General features: G+C 53.4%; 13 protein-coding genes and 1 tRNA gene. 6 read left to right on the top strand and 8 right to left on the bottom strand.

Going from position 1 to position 16,713, the window contains the following annotated elements; all coding sequences use genetic code 11:
- Positions 1-64: 64 nt before the first annotated feature.
- From KJZ99_11265 to KJZ99_11285, 5 genes are all read right to left on the bottom strand, one after another.
- Entirely contained in the window at positions 65-343 is a 279-nt protein-coding gene (locus KJZ99_11265; protein ID MCL4306487.1) for a hypothetical protein, read from the bottom strand.
- A gap of 43 nt (positions 344-386) precedes the next feature.
- Positions 387-1,361: a WYL domain-containing protein gene (locus KJZ99_11270; GenBank protein ID MCL4306488.1), complete on the bottom strand. Its 975-nt coding sequence runs from the start codon at positions 1,359-1,361 to the stop codon at positions 387-389.
- A gap of 1,002 nt (positions 1,362-2,363) precedes the next feature.
- A tRNA-Lys gene (locus tag KJZ99_11275) sits at positions 2,364-2,439 on the bottom strand.
- 86 nt (positions 2,440-2,525) lie between these two features.
- Positions 2,526-3,365 (bottom strand): permease-like cell division protein FtsX, encoded by an 840-nt coding sequence (locus KJZ99_11280; protein MCL4306489.1) that lies wholly within the window; start codon positions 3,363-3,365, stop codon positions 2,526-2,528.
- On the bottom strand, positions 3,362-4,030 hold the full coding sequence (locus KJZ99_11285; protein MCL4306490.1) for an ATP-binding cassette domain-containing protein: 669 nt from the start codon (positions 4,028-4,030) through the stop codon (positions 3,362-3,364). The genes KJZ99_11280 and KJZ99_11285 overlap by 4 nt, the downstream gene beginning before the upstream one ends.
- A gap of 323 nt (positions 4,031-4,353) precedes the next feature.
- Between KJZ99_11285 and KJZ99_11290 the strand changes: the two genes are divergently transcribed.
- The gene (locus KJZ99_11290; protein MCL4306491.1) at positions 4,354-6,351 is read left to right on the top strand and encodes a sodium-translocating pyrophosphatase; all 1,998 of its coding nucleotides are present in this window, start codon (positions 4,354-4,356) and stop codon (positions 6,349-6,351) included.
- 71 nt (positions 6,352-6,422) lie between these two features.
- On the opposite strand, the gene KJZ99_11295 is transcribed toward KJZ99_11290, so the two are convergent.
- The 3 genes from KJZ99_11295 to KJZ99_11305 all read right to left on the bottom strand — a co-directional run bounded on the left by KJZ99_11295 (position 6,423) and on the right by KJZ99_11305 (position 8,971).
- Positions 6,423-7,226 (bottom strand): metal ABC transporter permease, encoded by an 804-nt coding sequence (locus KJZ99_11295; GenBank protein ID MCL4306492.1) that lies wholly within the window; start codon positions 7,224-7,226, stop codon positions 6,423-6,425.
- Positions 7,216-7,998 (bottom strand): metal ABC transporter ATP-binding protein, encoded by a 783-nt coding sequence (locus KJZ99_11300; protein MCL4306493.1) that lies wholly within the window; start codon positions 7,996-7,998, stop codon positions 7,216-7,218. Before KJZ99_11300 ends, KJZ99_11295 begins: the two co-directional genes overlap by 11 nt.
- A gap of 76 nt (positions 7,999-8,074) precedes the next feature.
- A complete protein-coding gene (locus KJZ99_11305) occupies positions 8,075-8,971 on the bottom strand; it encodes a DMT family transporter (protein MCL4306494.1) in 897 nt (298 codons plus the stop codon).
- Positions 8,972-9,155: 184 nt separating this feature from the next.
- Here KJZ99_11305 and KJZ99_11310 point away from each other — a divergent pair, with 184 nt between their 5' ends.
- From KJZ99_11310 to KJZ99_11330, 5 genes are all read left to right on the top strand, one after another.
- Positions 9,156-10,364, top strand: coding sequence for a T9SS type A sorting domain-containing protein (locus tag KJZ99_11310; protein ID MCL4306495.1), 1,209 nt, complete (start codon positions 9,156-9,158; stop codon positions 10,362-10,364).
- An 84-nt stretch (positions 10,365-10,448) separates the two neighbouring features.
- Positions 10,449-10,784, top strand: coding sequence for a hypothetical protein (locus tag KJZ99_11315; GenBank protein MCL4306496.1), 336 nt, complete (start codon positions 10,449-10,451; stop codon positions 10,782-10,784).
- Positions 10,781-12,001 (top strand): hypothetical protein, encoded by a 1,221-nt coding sequence (locus tag KJZ99_11320; GenBank protein MCL4306497.1) that lies wholly within the window; start codon positions 10,781-10,783, stop codon positions 11,999-12,001. Before KJZ99_11315 ends, KJZ99_11320 begins: the two co-directional genes overlap by 4 nt.
- A 43-nt stretch (positions 12,002-12,044) precedes the next feature.
- Positions 12,045-13,511 (top strand): OmpA family protein, encoded by a 1,467-nt coding sequence (locus tag KJZ99_11325; protein MCL4306498.1) that lies wholly within the window; start codon positions 12,045-12,047, stop codon positions 13,509-13,511.
- Positions 13,508-16,021, top strand: coding sequence for a S49 family peptidase (locus tag KJZ99_11330; protein MCL4306499.1), 2,514 nt, complete (start codon positions 13,508-13,510; stop codon positions 16,019-16,021). Before KJZ99_11325 ends, KJZ99_11330 begins: the two co-directional genes overlap by 4 nt.
- Positions 16,022-16,713: the final 692 nt, after the last annotated feature.

Here is a 16,713-nt window from a genome sequence, read left to right on the forward strand (position 1 = left end):
CCACTAATGGCAGTGCTCACCAAATGCCCACGTCCGGTTGGATGCTCTCTTGCGCCCGAATGTTTCAATCGGTTTCGCGAGCACTAATAAGGTGCAGTCGGGGACGCGGTTGGATGTCTTCTCTTTTGATGCCGAGTTGCTTCAGTTTGAGTTGCAGATTTCGCCTGCTGATCCCCAGAGACTTTGCCGTCTTTGAGATGTTCCCGTTATGCATGGCCAAAGCTTCTTTCAAATAATGGAAGCAGAAGGACCTTGTTGCGGCGCGCAGGTTAATCGGAAATGACCCAATCGGCAACCGGACAACCAATAGACAAGGCAAAGAGTATGAATCATTTTCTCGCATGCGCTCAAATTAGCGCAGCAGAGCGACAAATTCTGACGCAGATTCAACCTCGATAGAAAGAAAGCATTATGGACATCCGTTCAGCAAGAGTTTCGCGCAATGAGTTCGGCTCAATAACCTGCACATATGTTCCCCATCTCAATACCCACGCGATCAACTCTTCTGTCACACCCACATTCATCGACATCACAAAACCGCCGCTCGCGGTGTCTTCAAACTTCTGTGATACGTGCCACAATCTGCCCTCAATGGAGGGTCTGACCGTCTTGTCAAACAGGAGTTTCACCCGTTCAGGCTCCGCGTACCACAGTCCAAAGTTGGATTTCAAGAATTCGGACAAGCTAAAGGCGGGATCACGTTCGAACTCTTCAGTTTGAACGTCTACTTTCTCAAGCTTCGAAAGGTTGAGGTAAATCCAGTTCTTGTAAAAAGGTTGGAAAACAACGGCGTAAATGGCGCCACGATGCAGCAACAGGCTGTAGGGATGGACTGGATAGTGTTTTCCATTGTAACTGACTTCGCAGACTCTTCGCAACAACAGTGCCCGAAACAACTCAAGCAGGGCGGGTCCTGTCGGCCGAAGATCTACCTTCCCGGGTTCGTGAAATGCAAACCCGTCTCGCAAATTGACAAACGCATCCATCATTTCTACACTGTCGGCAGGCGCAATTTGCTCAAGCCGTTCGTAAACTCTCTCTAAACTTTCGCCGATTCGCGTTCCGACAAACAGTTCGCGGAATTGACCAAGTAGAATCGCGGCGAGCAACTCATCAGGTTCGAGAACGATGGGGACGAAGTCAAAGCTCCTATGCAGAGTCCAATAATGAACGCCATGCGCCCCAATGTCTGCTGACAGAGGGATATTTGCTCCCTCGATGGACTTCATGAGCCGTTGGAGTGAGCGTTTTGTGACTTCGCCGTCGAACAGTTGATAAAGTTCATCGATCGTGACGCGGTCGTGAGTGGCAAGTCTCTGCAGAATCCGCAATGCGCGTTGGAGGGAAGAATGATCAGGCATGTGACTCCACGTTGGCAAAGTTGAGGAAATTGAGTTCCGGAAGCCCAGGCATCTGACGATGACGTTCGAAGGCAACCGCACCTGAAAGGTAACAATCGGCAATAAGACCCGCAATCAACAGCAAATGAAACAGCTATGGAACGAATGATTCAGATGCCTAAGTATAAAATAACTGAACGAAAAATAATCATTTGGCATCCCTCTCGCCGCTCTTAAAAAAAAGAAGAACCGCTACCGAAGTAACGGTTCTTCAATTGGAAAAGGGACTCGGGCCTCAAACGGCATACCCTCACCTTCAGCATGCAGACTCAGAGATGATCTAATCACTCACGCAAAAAATCCGTCAGTCCTTTACTGCACGGATGTAGTAGAACCCTCTTTTTCCAGCGACAGTCGAGTCCATGAAGAATGCTGTGTCTGGTGGCGTCGGTGTGCCAAGCGTATCCCACTGGTCAAAGTCCGCGCTGCGATATTCTATTAGCGGCAGACATTGATCGAGTTCCCGCTCGTATCTTAAAAGACCGACTGCCGGTGCAGCTTCAGAATTCCCGTTGCAGGGTCGTATCGAACAACGTAATCAGCTGGCGGATTTAGTGGCGGTGGAGGCAGACAAGGCAAGAAAGAGGACACATCGAGAACGCGAAATGAACTGCCGTCAGCCACGTATCTGACGCAGCCGTGCATTGCAACCCCGCAAGCAAAGTTGGGCGTATCATGAACACCAACTTCCGGCACGCTTGACGGACCACTATCGCCTTCCCAATCTGCACCTCAGCTTCCCGAGGCATCGGTATGATCTGCTCCGGTCGATACTTAGATCCCGCGACTCCTGCCTCCTTCTACCCGACAAGTCCACTACACTCTGACTTTCAAAGCTATACAATTTTCGGGGGCCAGGTCAAGTTGACTCTGGCTGTTAAAATCTGGACTTAGACATGAACATATGAATAAAAAGAAGAATAGAAAAAGCCCTGCAAAACAATGTTTTAGCAGGGCTTTAGCTGGTGCACCCACAGGGACTCGAACCCCGAACCAATTGATTAAGAGTCAACTGCTCTACCAATTGAGCTATGGGTGCTCAGAAGGCCAAGAAGGTACAAAATCCCCGCTCGATTGTCAAGCTGACCTCCGCTGTCCTTCGCCAGCCGTGTACTTACACTGGACCTAAGACTCAAACACATCGCGCGGGGTCCATACGTTTGCAGAGATCGCGAGAACGATGCAAAGCGCGACGCACCCGAAGATAGAGCCGGCAGGGGCATGCAGTGGCATCGCGAATAGCCAAGCACCTATCACAAAGGCGGACTGCAAAACAGTCGCAGCAAGCAACCCTCCCAACAGACCTAATGTGACTGCAAGAAGCAACTGAACGATGAGCAGGTCACGAGTCCTCAGTCCGAGCAGCAGAAAAAGTTGCCACGCCGAGCGGCGGTTCCGAAGAATGGCCCGAAGTGACAGTCCGCCAAGAACCCATCCGAAAAGCGCGAACAGCAAGGAAAGATAGCCGATTCTTCCCTTGAGCGACGCTATCCAGTTGTCAAATTTTGCCCAGAGGTCGCGGGGATAAACGACTCGAAGCACACCCGGCCAGGCTGCGACCTCCTCAACAAACAGTTTGGACAAGTGCGGATTCGGAGCAAGGAGTTTGACGCGCAAGATTGGAGGGAAAGGATTCTCGGTTAACACATCGCTCAGCGACTCACCGAGCTCCAGCTCAATTTCATCGAGGACATCGCGCGCAGAAAGTGACTTGACGTCCAATACGTCAGGTCGCTGCCTAAGCCGGCTTTCCATTGCGAGTCTGGTAGAGTCACTGGGATTAGAAAGCTCAATCTCTATCGCCAGATTCTCAATCAGAGAACTCTTAACCGCACTCAGTGCCTTCACGGACACAAAGAGGCCATACAGCAACGCGGTCGAAACGGCAAGCAGAAGAATTGCCAGCACGGTCAATGTCGGCCTGGCCAGCATTGACCGCCAGGTGAGCTTCAGCAGCAATCTCATGACGTCAGCCGTCCGTGCTCGATCAAGAGTCTGCGCGCCCTTGCGGCCAATTGAGTCGGTCGATGAGTCGTCAAAACTATGGTCGTGCCACGGGCATGGGCGAACGACAAGAGTGACTCGATCAACTCGACAGATTCGCTATCAAGATGGGCAAATGGCTCATCGGCCAAGAGCAAGAGTGGTTCGTGAATCAACGCTCTTGCCACCTGCAGCCGCGCCTGTTCGCCGCCGGAGAGTTGATGCGAATAGCGCATCGCCGCGCCGCTCAAGCCTGCCTCAAGCAACGCTTTGGTCCCACGGGATCGACACTCCGCGTTTGGCACCCCCTGTATCCGTAGGGGTAGAACAACGTTTTCAAGCACGTTCTCTTCGTCGAGGAACTGGGGATGCTGTGTAACGATGCCAAGCTTTCGGCGCAACTGCGGTTTCTGAGACCTCGTCAAAGGCCGCAACGGAATCGAAACAACTTCACCGTAACCAGCAGATGGCTCAAGCCCACCGTAAAGAACTCGAACCAGTGACGTTTTGCCACTTCCAGTCGGACCCTCAATGATAAGGAACTCCCCGCTCACCAGCTCAAGATCGATACCTGATACAACAGTCTTGCCACCTGCCAAGACGGCGAGATTCTGAAGACGGACGACAGGATTGTGTTTGCTTGTCACGATGGCTGATTGATTTTGTGCTGGACAGGATGATCATTTCCGGACAGTTGGTCCCATTGCGAAGCACGCGAGGTAAGTCGCCGCTCCTCCTTGATACCGTGCAAGGCACAGGAAGGGCTATGTTTCGATGGATGTATTATAAACATTTACAGACACTTAAAATACCATTACAGAAAATCCAGATTGCACTATTTTTCTCTTGCGTATTCCGGTGGAAATTGAGTATATTCGGTCTCTTACAATGAACGATGCATGACGACAAGGCGGACCTAACCGCCTTTTTTTCAAAGAAAACAGCCCAAAGAACAAAGTCAAGGAGCATCATGCCGAATCCTGGAATAATCGCCTTCGTCGCAGGCATTATTGGACTGATCATCGCCTTTTTCATATATGGGATGGTCAAGAAACAATCCCCCGGCCCGGAAAACATGCAACGGCTGGCGGACAAGATTCATCAGGGCGCGATGGTCTTTTTGAAGTCTGAGTACAAGATTCTATTCCTGTTCATCGTGCTCGTGGCCGGATTGCTGTTCTTCCTGCATCCGCACCGCGAGACGGCCTATGCGTTCATCGTAGGCGCCGCGGCATCAATGCTGGCGGGCTACATTGGCATGAACGCCGCGACGATGGCGAACGTGCGTACCACTTGGGCCGCGAAGGAGAGGGGGCAGGGTCCGGCACTTGTGACCGCTTTTTCAGGCGGTGCAGTTATGGGCTTGGCCGTTGCCGCACTTGGTCTTATCGGGCTTGGCGCCCTGTTCTACGTGCTCGATGTGAATCCGAACGTGAATGTGCAGGACGCGCTGGTTGGGATGTCCATGGGAGCCTCGTCCATCGCATTGTTCGCTCGTGTCGGAGGTGGTATCTTTACGAAGGCAGCCGACGTTGGTGCGGACCTTGTGGGCAAGATGGAGTATAACCTGAACGAAGACGATCCGAGGAATCCTGCCGTCATTGCCGATAACGTAGGCGACAACGTTGGCGACACGGCAGGCATGGGCGCGGACTTGTTCGAAAGCTATGTTGGTTCGATCGTAGCCTCAATCGCAATTGCCGGAACGGGCGCAGCCTATGCCGCGCAGAAAATGGCGTACATGAGCTATCCGATGTATCTGGCAGTGGCCGGACTTCTGGCTTCCATTATCGGTATCTTTGCGATTCGCCTCTTTCAGAAAGGCGATCCTGCAAAGGCTTTGTCCTCTGGAACGGTCATCGCCGGTGTCGTATTTTGGATTATCGGTTACTTTATCACAACGGCGCTGGATCTCAAGATTGGCGTTTACCTGGCCATGGTCTCGGGGTCTGTAGTCGGCGGATTAATTGGACGCATCACGGAGTACTACACCTCCGGCGGACCAGTCCGCAAGATTGCGAAGTCCTCCACGACGGGTTCCGCCACGACGATTATCACTGGCGTCGCGGTTGGATTGGAATCTGTTGCGATTCCCATTATTCTCATCGCAGGATCCATCTGGACCAGCTTCTACTTCGCAGACCTTTACGGTATTGCGATTGCCGGTATGGGTATGCTGGCTACCGTTGGGATCGTTATGGCCGTAGACGCCTACGGACCAATTGCAGATAATGCTGGTGGCATTTCCGAGCAGGCTCATCTTGGCCCTGAAGTTCGCAAGATCACGGACAAGTTGGATAGCTTGGGCAATACCACAGCGGCAATCGGTAAGGGCTTTGCAATTGGTTCAGCGGCCCTTGCAGCCCTCGCCCTATTTTCGGCTTATACGACCGCCGTTGGCATCGATTCCATCAACCTCGTGGATTCGCGCGTGGTGATTGGCCTCTTGTTGGGTGGCATGATGGCCTTTTGGATCGGCGCGCTGACTATGACGGCAGTAGGTCGAGCCGCCAGTGCAATGGTCAGCGAAGTGCGCAGGCAATTTACAGAGATCAAAGGTCTTCTGGCAGGCGAACCGGGTGCAGAACCTGACATTGCTCGGTGTATCGAGATTTCTACCAAGGGTGCATTACGCGAAATGATTTTGCCCGGTTTGGCGGCAATCGCAGCTCCCATCATAGTGGGTTTTGTGCTTGGACCGCAAGCTCTTGGTGGATTGCTCGCTGGGGCGACGCTATCAGGAGTCTTGCTGGCTCTGTTCATGGCAAATTCCGGCGGCGCATGGGATAATGCCAAGAAGTTTATTGAATCGGGAGAGCACGGCGGCAAGGGTTCGGAAGCACACAAGGCTGCCGTTGTCGGCGATACGGTCGGCGATCCGTTCAAGGATACAACCGGCCCTTCCATGAACATTCTAATCAAGCTGATGGCCATCGTTGCCCTTGTGCTTGCACCGATGTTGAAGTAGCGAATCGGTTACGACCTGATAACGGATGCAGGATTGTGAAGGCGGGCGACCATTTGGTCGCCCGCCTTCTTTTAATTGTCTCGCTGCCCGAAAAGCCGCGCCCCGAGAAAGACACCAAAGAGCAGAAGAACGATTATTGGCCCGGGCGAGAGGTCAAAGTTCACGGCCACGGCTGCTCCGATGATCGATGTGACGGCACCAAGCAGGATTGACCAAATGACCACAGAAGTGGCTCTGTTGCTGAAGAGTCCAGCGGTGGCAGAAGGCATGACAATCAATGCTCCTACAAGCAGAACTCCTGCGATCTTCATCGCCAAGGCAATGGTCACAGCCAGAATCGCGAGACTGCCGAGATGCATCAGTCTGACTGGCAAACCCGCAATGCGCGCACCCTCCGGATCGAATAGAAACAGTAGTATCTGCTGCCAGAAGGAGACGAGCAGCATGAGAACGAGCAGGGCAAGTGCGCAGAGAAAATAGACGTCTCCGAGAAGAACTTGGTCCAGAGAACCTACAAGAAATTCTTCAAGATGACCGCCTCCGCAGTCATCATGAACATGATTGTGGACGCTTGAAAGAAGTAAACCGAAAGCGACCGCAGCAGCTAACAGGATTCCAATCGCGCTGTCTGACGAAAGATCATCGCGCCGGGGAAGCATACCCACGCCGAGGCTGAAAAGCAAGGCAGTAACTAATGCAATAGGGAACACCGGCCAGTGCATGTACAGCGCGAGTCCCACGCCGGCAATCATTCCATGAGATGCTCCATGGCCCATGAATGCAAGTCGGCGATGTACGACCAGAAACGACTGCGCACCACACGCCACCCCCAAGAGGAGAGCGGCCAACAGCATGGGAAGGCTTTCAATGCTCATGCTTGCCCACCACCATATGCGGCATGGAATGATCATGGAAGACGAGCTTCGCCGGACAGCCATAGGCTCTTTCGATATCCTCACTGGACAGATTCTCGGGCCTGTCGTGGAAATGCAGTTGCTGGTTCAAGCAGGCAAGGCGATCGCATATCGGCGAGACCGCACCGATATCGTGTGAGACCAGCACGACCGTCAGATTGCGTTCCTTCCGCCATTCCAGAAGCCACGAGTTGAGCTGATCCTGACCTTCCGCATCGACGCCGACCGTCGGCTCATCGAGCAAAAGCAACTCAGGTTCGTGGACCATCGCCCGCGCGATGAGGATTCGCTGCTTCTGCCCGCCGGAGAGCTTCCACCATGCTTTTTTCGCATGAGCACTCATGCCAACACGCTCGAGTGCATGATTCGTTTTGTCCATCAGCTCGCCTTGCGAATAATCAGGCAGACCGCGAGCCAACAAACCCATGCTGACTACCTGTTCGGCGGAAACAGGGAACCGCGAGGTGAACTCTCTCTGTTGCGGCACATGCCCGACTTTTCGACGCCAGTTGTAACCTGTAAGCGGGTTTTCACCGAAGACTCGCACGCTGCCCGAGTCAGGGACTTCCAAACCGAGGATAAGCCGCAACAACGTGGATTTACCTCCGCCGTTCGGCCCGATGAGGCCTACAAATGCGCCGGCTTCCAGCTCGAGCGAGACATGCGCAAGAGCCGTTGTGGCGCCGTAGCGGAACGAGACATCAGTAAGATTGATTATCGAATTCGTGTTCAAGGTTGATGCTTGGAGTTTGCAGGTTGCTTAAGACAAAAGTCACTGCACAATCGTTATTAAGAAGAGTGATGTTCACCTAATCACGGGAAGGTTCGGCAATCGCCGGGGTTCTGGGTTCCATGACAATAGTCAGAATACAGAGTACAATCAACGCAGCACCAGCCAGCGTCCAGCCCCCCGGGATTTCCGCGAAGAGTGCCCAGCCGAGCAACGTTGCTCCGACTGGCTCGCCGAGGATTGACGCGGAGACGACGAATGCGGGAAGATGCCCAACCGCAAAATTCAGCAAAGTGTGGCCTATCATGGTCGGAATGATCGCGAGCAGCAGCAGTCCGGTCCAATTTTCAGCTCCGAAGCCCGTCAAGGAAACTCCAGAAATCGCCGCAAGGAGCATCAGAAAGAGCGATCCGCTAACATGCAGAGTCAACATGAATGGGACGAGCGGGACGGTCTGACGATATGAGCGGGCAAACAGAACGAAGATAGCTGCAAGTATGGACGCAGTCAAGGCTAATAAGTTCCCGGTCAGTGCGGCCTCTCCGGCACCTCCTCCAAATGTAATTGCGGCCATCCCCAGAATAGCTCCCGCAATCGCCAACCGGCTGCGCCAACTGACAGATTCTTTAAGGAAGATGTATCCAAGAAATGCAGTAAAAACCGGTTGAGTGCAGGTTAGAAACGTGGAAGCGGCTATCGAAGTATAACTGAGGCTGGTGATAAAGCAGACCTGATGCAGGGCGATGATCACTGTAGCGCCAGCGATGCCAAGAATCTTGGCAGGCCACATCTCTCGCAAAGCCGTGCGCACGTTAACCGAAAATAGTGCAAAAAGAAATATGATCGCGCAAAACCCGCCGCGCCAAAATGCCGCTGCAAGCGGCGGAACATCTGCAAAACGCACAAAGATCGCGGCAGTAGAAACCGCAAGAACGGCGGGAAGCAGGGCTGCTTTAGCCCGTGCGATGGGTTGCATAGACAGTTGGGAGGGTCAAAAGGGCAGGCTTTGTCACAAAGCTTGCAAGCTCGTGTAAGGCGATGATCCGTCGTAAATCCAGAAAATATACGAAAGCAGCACAAGATTCACAAACACCAGCCTTCGGCACCGCGTGTCTAAAGGCTTGCAAATGGCTGTATTTTTTAATACTTTAAGGAATATGATGCGGAAATTGACAGCAGTCTGCCTATCTTGCCTGCTTGGAACAAACCTTGCCACGGCTCAGTTCCTTCAGGTCAAGGGCAGCGTTCCCTTATCCCCCAGAGAGGATGTTGCAGTCTCGGGTTCGATCGCCTATACTGTGGGTTCGAACTCATTCAGCGTCGTCTCGTTTGCGAATCCCAATTCCCCGGCAGTTATCGGCCAGCTCGCGCCGGGTGTTGGAACGCTGACGGGCGTGGCCTTCCGCGGCGATCATGTCTACTGCGCTGGCCAAGGCAGCGGGGTGGTCGTCATCGATGCGGACACTCCTTCATCGCCGAGTTGGGTGCGCAATGTATTGGCTGCAGCACCTGTGAAGGATGTCTCAGTAGGTGACACCTTTCTGGTCGCGGCTACAAGTCTGAACGTGACGCTTTTCGGATTGCATGATCCGGCACAGCCTCGCCTCTTGACCGCGTATGGGCGCCCTGCAAACCGCGTGGCGATTGATGCCGCTTCACGGAAGATACACTGCGCCGGAAGCGATGGAGCATTTCTGCTCAGCTGGCAGGTGAATCAAGGTGTTGTCACTTTGAGCGAATCAGACGAATTTGGCTCATCAGAGTATTCCAACGTCGCGTTAGGCGGGAGCTACGTCAACTTCGCGCAAGGACTTCAATTCTCTGCTCTTCATCCGAATACTTATACCTTGGCCGGTCAATATGGCGCTGCGGGTCAAATCCGCGGGCTTGCATCCGGCTCCAACTATTCTGTAATCGGACTGTCGACTGGCGGCATTGAGTATCTCCGCCAAACGGGCAATACGCCACAGTTTTCATCTTCCGTGCAGGTGACCGGCGGAATCAATAGCCTTGCCATATCAGGCAATGATCAATATGTTCTTGCCGCGACGACAGCCGGACTGACGGTTGTCGAGAATTCGGCGTTAACAGCTGATGAATCGCCTCTTATCCCACACGACTTTGCGCTTAGTGCATTTCCCAATCCTTTCAATTCTACAACCACGATCTCCTGGATGGGCGTGGTACGCGCAAACGCATCTCTAACTATCTTTGACGTGAATGGGCGAGAAGTGCTTTTCAGATCTGTAAACCCATCTGAAAACTCCCTCAAGCTTGATTTCGCTGGATTCGGCGCAGGGAGCTATTTTGTGCAATTAGCAGGTAACGGCATTGATTCGTCGCCGATGCGCATAGTATACTTGCCATAAGGCACTCTTGACCGCTCGTTTGCCCTTCGTCATGGGGAGAATCCTCTTCTTCCCGGTATTCGTTCAGTAAATTCTCACAGCACCATGTTTCTCCAACTCGTCGTAGAGGCGCTCCTCTACTATTTGGCCTGTTCACTGCTTGCCAAGCGCGAAGAAGCTCCGGGTTTGTTGCGCGTGTTCATTGTCGTGATGCTGCTGGCCTTCGTTTCGGGCGGCATTAAGGCCATTTTCTCAGATTTCTGGATAGGTAGCGCAATCATCGCCGTCCTAAACTTCTTCATCCTCTGGATTGGCTTGGGGATAGGGTTGTTCCGTACGATTCTCGCGCTGATCGCCGTCATGCTCCTGCGTTCATTACTCGAGTACTCCTTTGGCGGGGTTGGGGCGGGTCCGGCGCTGTTCACGCAATGGCTCAGATGATCTTCCGCTTAATTCTCTTCATGCTTTGCTCCGCGAGTGCAGTCGGACAGCTGAAGTCGTCGAGCGTCCTCGTTGCATTCCCTGAAATTACGTATGACGAGCATCGCGCATACTTCCTGAATGACACTTGGGCCGCAGTGTATTCAGGACAACTGGGCGCGATGTTCACCGTTCCGCGCGATTCCGTTGACGTGCGGATTGTTGATGAAGGGAGAACCTGTCGCACTATTGTCGGGAATGCAGCCTATACCTGTCACCCGACGCGCGGGGATGCTCTCGTGAAGCAGGAAGCCTCAGGCGCGGAGGACAAAGTCATCACGCCGCCAAGCCGAGCTGCTCTGCAAGTGCTCGCAGACGCTTGGCACCTCATCTCAATCTCAGCGGCTGAGATTCAAGAGGAAATCGGGCCGCTGTTCGCAGATGGGGAGCGCATCTGGTTCGGGCTTATTGCATCTCGAGGTCAAGACAGCACTCCGCTGGCTGGACTTGGATGGTACAACACGCGGCTTGATCAATTCGGTCGAGTTTACGGCAGCGGTTTGGAGGGCGTTGCACCGCGTTGGATTGGAGTGCGACAGGACACCGTTTGGATGTACTGCAAGTCACTGGATAAGGAACACTCCAACGCTTTGATTAGCTACTCGCCAAGTAGTGCAACGATGATGTATGTAGATCCGCGTGGTGCCGGAATCCCGGGAGATACGCTGCTGAATGTGAGTTTGGCAAGAAACGCACTCTTGATTTCCACTGAGCAGGCGGTTAGCGTTTGGCAAACCGGAGTGTCCCCGTGGGTTTGGCAGACGGATGCCTACGCGGCTCGAGACTCTGTGTGGCTACAGTTTCTGACATTCGACCGAAGCCGCGAAGCTATGAGGTCACACGGAGATTTTTTTCCGCTCGCGATTAATCAACCCGCCCAGGCATTTACCCGTGTCGGAGATTGGATTGAGGTGCTCGCCCCGCGCGGCATTGAAGCGCGCATGGACTACTCCGCTTGGGACAAGCGGAGTAAAGCCCTGGAAGGCTTTGACTGGGGTTGCGGCGATAGTGTGTGTGTCGCACGCGTCAGGGTTCAAGTCCAAGGTGCGACAAAGGAAATGGACTTGCTGAACACGCCGATCATCTTCTTGGAGCGTGACAAACAGGAAGCAAAGGTGGGAATTCAGGCCGGATGGGTTCGAGTTGACCAAGTTGTACCCGTACTAATGAAGAAGTAACCAATCTTGTTCGATGTTAAGTAGATCAATATACCTGATAGTTTTGTCAGTTCTGCTTGCCGCAACAACCTTGTCAGGCCAGCCCGCGCTTACACTTGAAGATTTGCTCGCAGAGGCGGAAACGGCATTGGCTCAGGCCTACGAAGGCGGCCTGAACTTGCTGGCGCCAACGCGGGTTAGCAAGGCGGAAACGTCGGTGAAAGAAGCGCGCAAACAGATGGAGTCGGGCGGCAGCGAGCAGCTGGTGCGTCTATCATTAGAAAGCGCTATTGAAAGTCTTGAAACCGCGGCGGCCAGCACCGCGCAAACTCGAGAGCGCCTTCAGATTGTGCTTGACGCGCGCGCTGCCGCACTCCTCGCCGGCGCGGAGCAGACCAATCTGCCTATTTGGCAAAAGGCTGAGCGGGGCTTAAGAGATTTGGCGGCATCTATCGAAGTCGGACGAGATGCGGAGGTGAACGGGCTGCGGGAGCCCCTTGCGCAGCAATACTGGGCCGCCCGTCGCGAATCGCTGCGCGACGGTTTGTTGGCGAATGCAAAAGCGGATGTGGCCGCGGCTCAGAAGGCGGGGTGTGATCAACAGTTCCCCATGTTGATGGCACGTGCGCGGCAGGCTGTTTCACGTGCGGAAGCGTTCCTGACTCAGGAGAGCCTTGACGAATGTAGAATCGCGGCGGCGGAAGCATCTCGACATGCGAAGCATGCCATTGGCCAGCTCAATTACTTGAATGACACAAAGAAATCGCGGACGCAGATTGAGACAATGCTGTTGCCTTATGATGACCTGCTATTCGAAATTGCGTTGGCGTCCGGCGATACACTTGACTTTTCACGCGGGGGCGCGGAAGCCGTGAAGGATTTCCGCAAACTGTATAGCCGGATCCAGGCAAAGCTAAAGGCGGAACGTGATTCTCTGGAGAGAGCGACTGGCAGGTCGCATGAAAGCATGGAACGTTCTTTGACCGAAATGCAGACTCGCTTCGCGGATGTTCAGAACCAGATGATTGAGCTTGAGCAGCGCATGCGCGACATGCAAATGGAGCGTGATGTTGCAGTGAGTAGATTGCGCAAGAATGAGCTGACTGCACAGCGAGTCCAGCTTGCTCAAACGGCGTTTGACCCGGGCGATGCAGTTGTTTATCAGACGATGGAAGGGAATGTGATCATTCACCTCTACGGGGTGAAGTTTGCAAGTGGAAAATCAACGGTCGACAGGGATCAGCGTGCCATTCTGAAGAAGGCCGCTGAGGCAATTTCCGTTTTTCCCGGAGTCGGGGTTACGGTTGAAGGACACACCGATGACGATGGCTCGGAGGAAGGCAACCTCGAACTCTCGCAAAAGCGAGCAGAAGCTGTGGGCAAACTATTGCAGGAAGAGGTTCCCCAGTCTGTGTCGATACAAACTATCGGCAAGGGAGAAAGCTCGCCGATCGCATCTAATAAAACCGCGCGAGGCAAAGCGCTGAACCGGCGGATAGACCTGGTTCTCTCATTGCCATCACCCAAATGAAGTCACATTTTCGATTCGCTGTTGCATTTGCACTATCAACGGCGATGTTCACCGCACGCGCAGCAACTCCACCGCTGCTTCCCAACTATGGATTGGGAGTGCTCGAGACCGCAGGATCCGCCGGAACTTACATGGGCGCGCTGGGTTCGTATTGGAATCCTGCGGGCTGGGCAGCCATGACCAAAGGCGAAGCGGTGTTCACATGGAATGACCGCAGCATTGCGAATAAGCGTATCGATAACTGGGGAATCTTGCTCGGCGGACACGGTCTCGGAGCTTCCATGCGACGCTCGCTAATCCCGGGCGAGGAAGTAGTGTCTCTCGATGAGTATCAGCTCGCATTGGCGGGAGGCGGGAGAAAAGACTATTGGGGACTGTCATACGGCTGGGCAAAAGGTGCTCGGACGGACGAGTTTCGACAACACTATATGACCGTTGGTAATCTGATGCGTCCCAATAAGTATGTCTCCATTGGAAGCGCTTGGACTCTCGGATTGCGAAACGGACGAAGCCAAATGCTTCTGGATCTTGGTTTGCGTCCCTTTTGGGGATCACATCGGGTGACCATTTTTGGAGATGCTGCTGCACACGACAAGGACAATCCGCAGACGATGCAGTGGGGAGCAGGGATTGAGTTCATGCCGCTTGACGGTATCCGTCTTGCGGCGAAAGTCTCGAAAGTTCTTCCGGACGATCCTGCACCGTGGCTGACAATTGGTGCCGGGATCTCACTTGATGCAACCGGCATGCACGCTGCACCGCAATTTGATAAAGACAACGAACGACTTCGAACAAGTTACGCTATTCGGTTGGGAGAAGTTGAGCCGAGTTTCCAAGCGGGCAAATGGATCGACAAAGATAAACGAGTCGTCGCGGCGGGAATGCGCGGCGTCCTCACGTACAGGAAATCAAAGTGGCTTGATCAAGGTCGACACAGTCTACTCGAAACCATCGAATGGATTGAGGCGGCAAAGCGTGATGTGAGCGTTGGCGGCATTGCATTGAACATGTCCGGATTTCACTCGTCTCTTCAGTTGGCGTGGGAATTGGGCGAGAAGCTCAAAGACTTCCGGGCAACCGGCAAGAGCGTGTATATGTACGTTGATCGACCGACACTGACTCACATGTACCTCATTGCACAGGCGGATCGTGTGTGGATGGACCCGTTAGGCTTGGCAGACATGATGGGTTGGGTGATGGGCGGTACGTATTATAAAGGTATGCTTGAGAAGCTCGGATTAGGCGTGGAAGAGTGGCGCTACTTTGAGTACAAGTCGGCCTTCGAAGTCTTAGCGCGTCGTGATATGTCCGAAAAGGACCGCGAGCAGAGAATGGCACTGTTGGAGGACATTCATGCGGCGTGGGCAGATGCGCTAAACAGCGGTCGCGGTATCAGCGAGGATTCCATCATGCTGGCAATGGATTCACTTGCTCTGTTGACCGCTCATGAAGCCTATCGATTCGGACTGGTGGATACCCTGGGAAGGTGGGATGACGCGGCGAGTCTGGTAGAATATTGGAGCGGCACCAAGAAAAGCTTCATAAACAAGGATGAGCTTACAGAAGCGCCGTTTGCCGATCAGCGTTGGAGTGAATATCCGACCATTGCACTGGTCTATGCATTGGGTGAGTGCGATATGGATACGGGGATTCGCGGCCGTTATACGTCAAGACTTCTGCGAAAGCTCGCGGAAGATGATGACTACGATGCCGTCGTGTTACGTGTCGACTCTCCTGGTGGTGACGGAATGGCTTCAGACTGGGTCGCAGACCAGATGCGAAAAGTGTCAGAAGAAAAGCCAATGATCGTCACACAGGGACGTGTTGCCGCCTCGGGAGGCTATTGGCTCAGTTCGCCGGGGGACTATGTTTTTACTTCACCGTTTTCAATCACCGGTTCCATCGGCGTAATTGCGGGGTGGGTGTGGAACGACGGTTTGACAGATAAGACGGGTTTGACCTACGATAATGTCCAGATTGGCAGGCATGCAGACTTGGGTACTGGAGTAGTGCTGCCATTCCTGAATTTCGAAGTTCCAAATAGACCGGTCAATGATGGCGAACGCCGGCGTGTGGAGAAGATTATCCGTGAGCACTATGATGACTTTGTAGGAATGGTGGCGGAAGACCGCGAGATGAGCCGAAGCGAAGTGGAAGCAATTGCCCAGGGGCGGGTCTGGAGCGGGCAGGCAGCGATTGAGAGAAATCTCGCGGATGGGATCGGCGGGCTTGAAGACGCAATCGCCTATGCCAAGCAGAAGGCGGGCATTTCAAAACGCGAGAAAATTCGGATTGTAGAATACCCGAAACCGAGCCTAATAAATTTTGACAGGCTCTTCGCGCCGGCATCACCTTTGGGTCTCATAGGTTATCGGCTTGGACTGCTCGGCCAACAGGAATCGGTTGAGAGCGAGGTTATTCCGTACAGCTTGCAGGTCTTGCGAACCTATGCCAAGCGGCCCGGACAGCCACTTTTTATGTTGCCCCCGGAGTCTATGCTCGATGAGTAGCGTGGCAGCAATGCCAAGCATTGGACGCCCCGCTCAACAGAGCGGGGCGTTTTGTCTCGAGTTCTCAATAGCCTGTCGAAAACGAGACACTTGCAGGATGGATCAACACATTTAGACGCCAAGCGGGCTCAGGTTATCCTGAGCCCGCATTGCACTTGTACAATCACTACTGAGTGTTGATTCTCGAATCGAAGCAGCCCGAATCATGGAGAAGTCGGCGCGGCGTTTCAGCCGCAATACATGCCTGTATCTAACGGGTCAAGCAAGTGACTTGCCGAAACTGTCCAGAAACGGACATCTTGCCTGAGGCTGTTTCAACCGAGAATCCGCGATGCTGAGAGATTCTGAGAAATCGCACCTCTTCGTTGATGTCAAGGACAAATACTGCTTCGAACACTCCCAATATCGGCACGGGTTCCCCGAAAGTCAAGTGACATTGACACACAGTATGGAAGTTCGTCTTGTCTAAGGTGCCTTCTCTCTCCAGATTAGTAAGTTGACCAGATCTGTAATGTTCCGTATCAGAGACACTTCGCGCCATAAAGAGCGCAAGACGTCGTCTGCTGATAAACCTGTGTTGCAGGACAGTTACAGTAGCAGGCAGTGTGTTGAGGATAACCGAGCCTCATTGGATCATCAATGAACTTAGATGCTCCTAACAAGAATAGGTTACAAGCGAACTGTGAAGATTT

It is taken from the genome of bacterium, from assembly GCA_023382385.1.
Classification (GTDB): Bacteria; Electryoneota; RPQS01; order RPQS01; family RPQS01; genus JABWCQ01.

What these genes read in the sequence shown, in the direction of transcription:
- KJZ99_11265 (MCL4306487.1), bottom strand. Translation starts at nt 343, where the DNA reads ATGCGAGAAAATGATTCATACTCTTTGCCTTGTCTATTGGTTGTCCGG.
- KJZ99_11270 (MCL4306488.1), bottom strand. Translation starts at nt 1,361, where the DNA reads ATGCCTGATCATTCTTCCCTCCAACGCGCATTGCGGATTCTGCAGAGA.
- KJZ99_11280 (MCL4306489.1), bottom strand. Translation starts at nt 3,365, where the DNA reads ATGAGATTGCTGCTGAAGCTCACCTGGCGGTCAATGCTGGCCAGGCCG.
- KJZ99_11290 (MCL4306491.1), top strand. Translation starts at nt 4,354, where the DNA reads ATGCCGAATCCTGGAATAATCGCCTTCGTCGCAGGCATTATTGGACTG.
- KJZ99_11295 (MCL4306492.1), bottom strand. Translation starts at nt 7,226, where the DNA reads ATGAGCATTGAAAGCCTTCCCATGCTGTTGGCCGCTCTCCTCTTGGGG.
- KJZ99_11305 (MCL4306494.1), bottom strand. Translation starts at nt 8,971, where the DNA reads ATGCAACCCATCGCACGGGCTAAAGCAGCCCTGCTTCCCGCCGTTCTT.
- KJZ99_11310 (MCL4306495.1), top strand. Translation starts at nt 9,156, where the DNA reads ATGCGGAAATTGACAGCAGTCTGCCTATCTTGCCTGCTTGGAACAAAC.
- KJZ99_11315 (MCL4306496.1), top strand. Translation starts at nt 10,449, where the DNA reads ATGTTTCTCCAACTCGTCGTAGAGGCGCTCCTCTACTATTTGGCCTGT.
- KJZ99_11320 (MCL4306497.1), top strand. Translation starts at nt 10,781, where the DNA reads ATGATCTTCCGCTTAATTCTCTTCATGCTTTGCTCCGCGAGTGCAGTC.
- KJZ99_11330 (MCL4306499.1), top strand. Translation starts at nt 13,508, where the DNA reads ATGAAGTCACATTTTCGATTCGCTGTTGCATTTGCACTATCAACGGCG.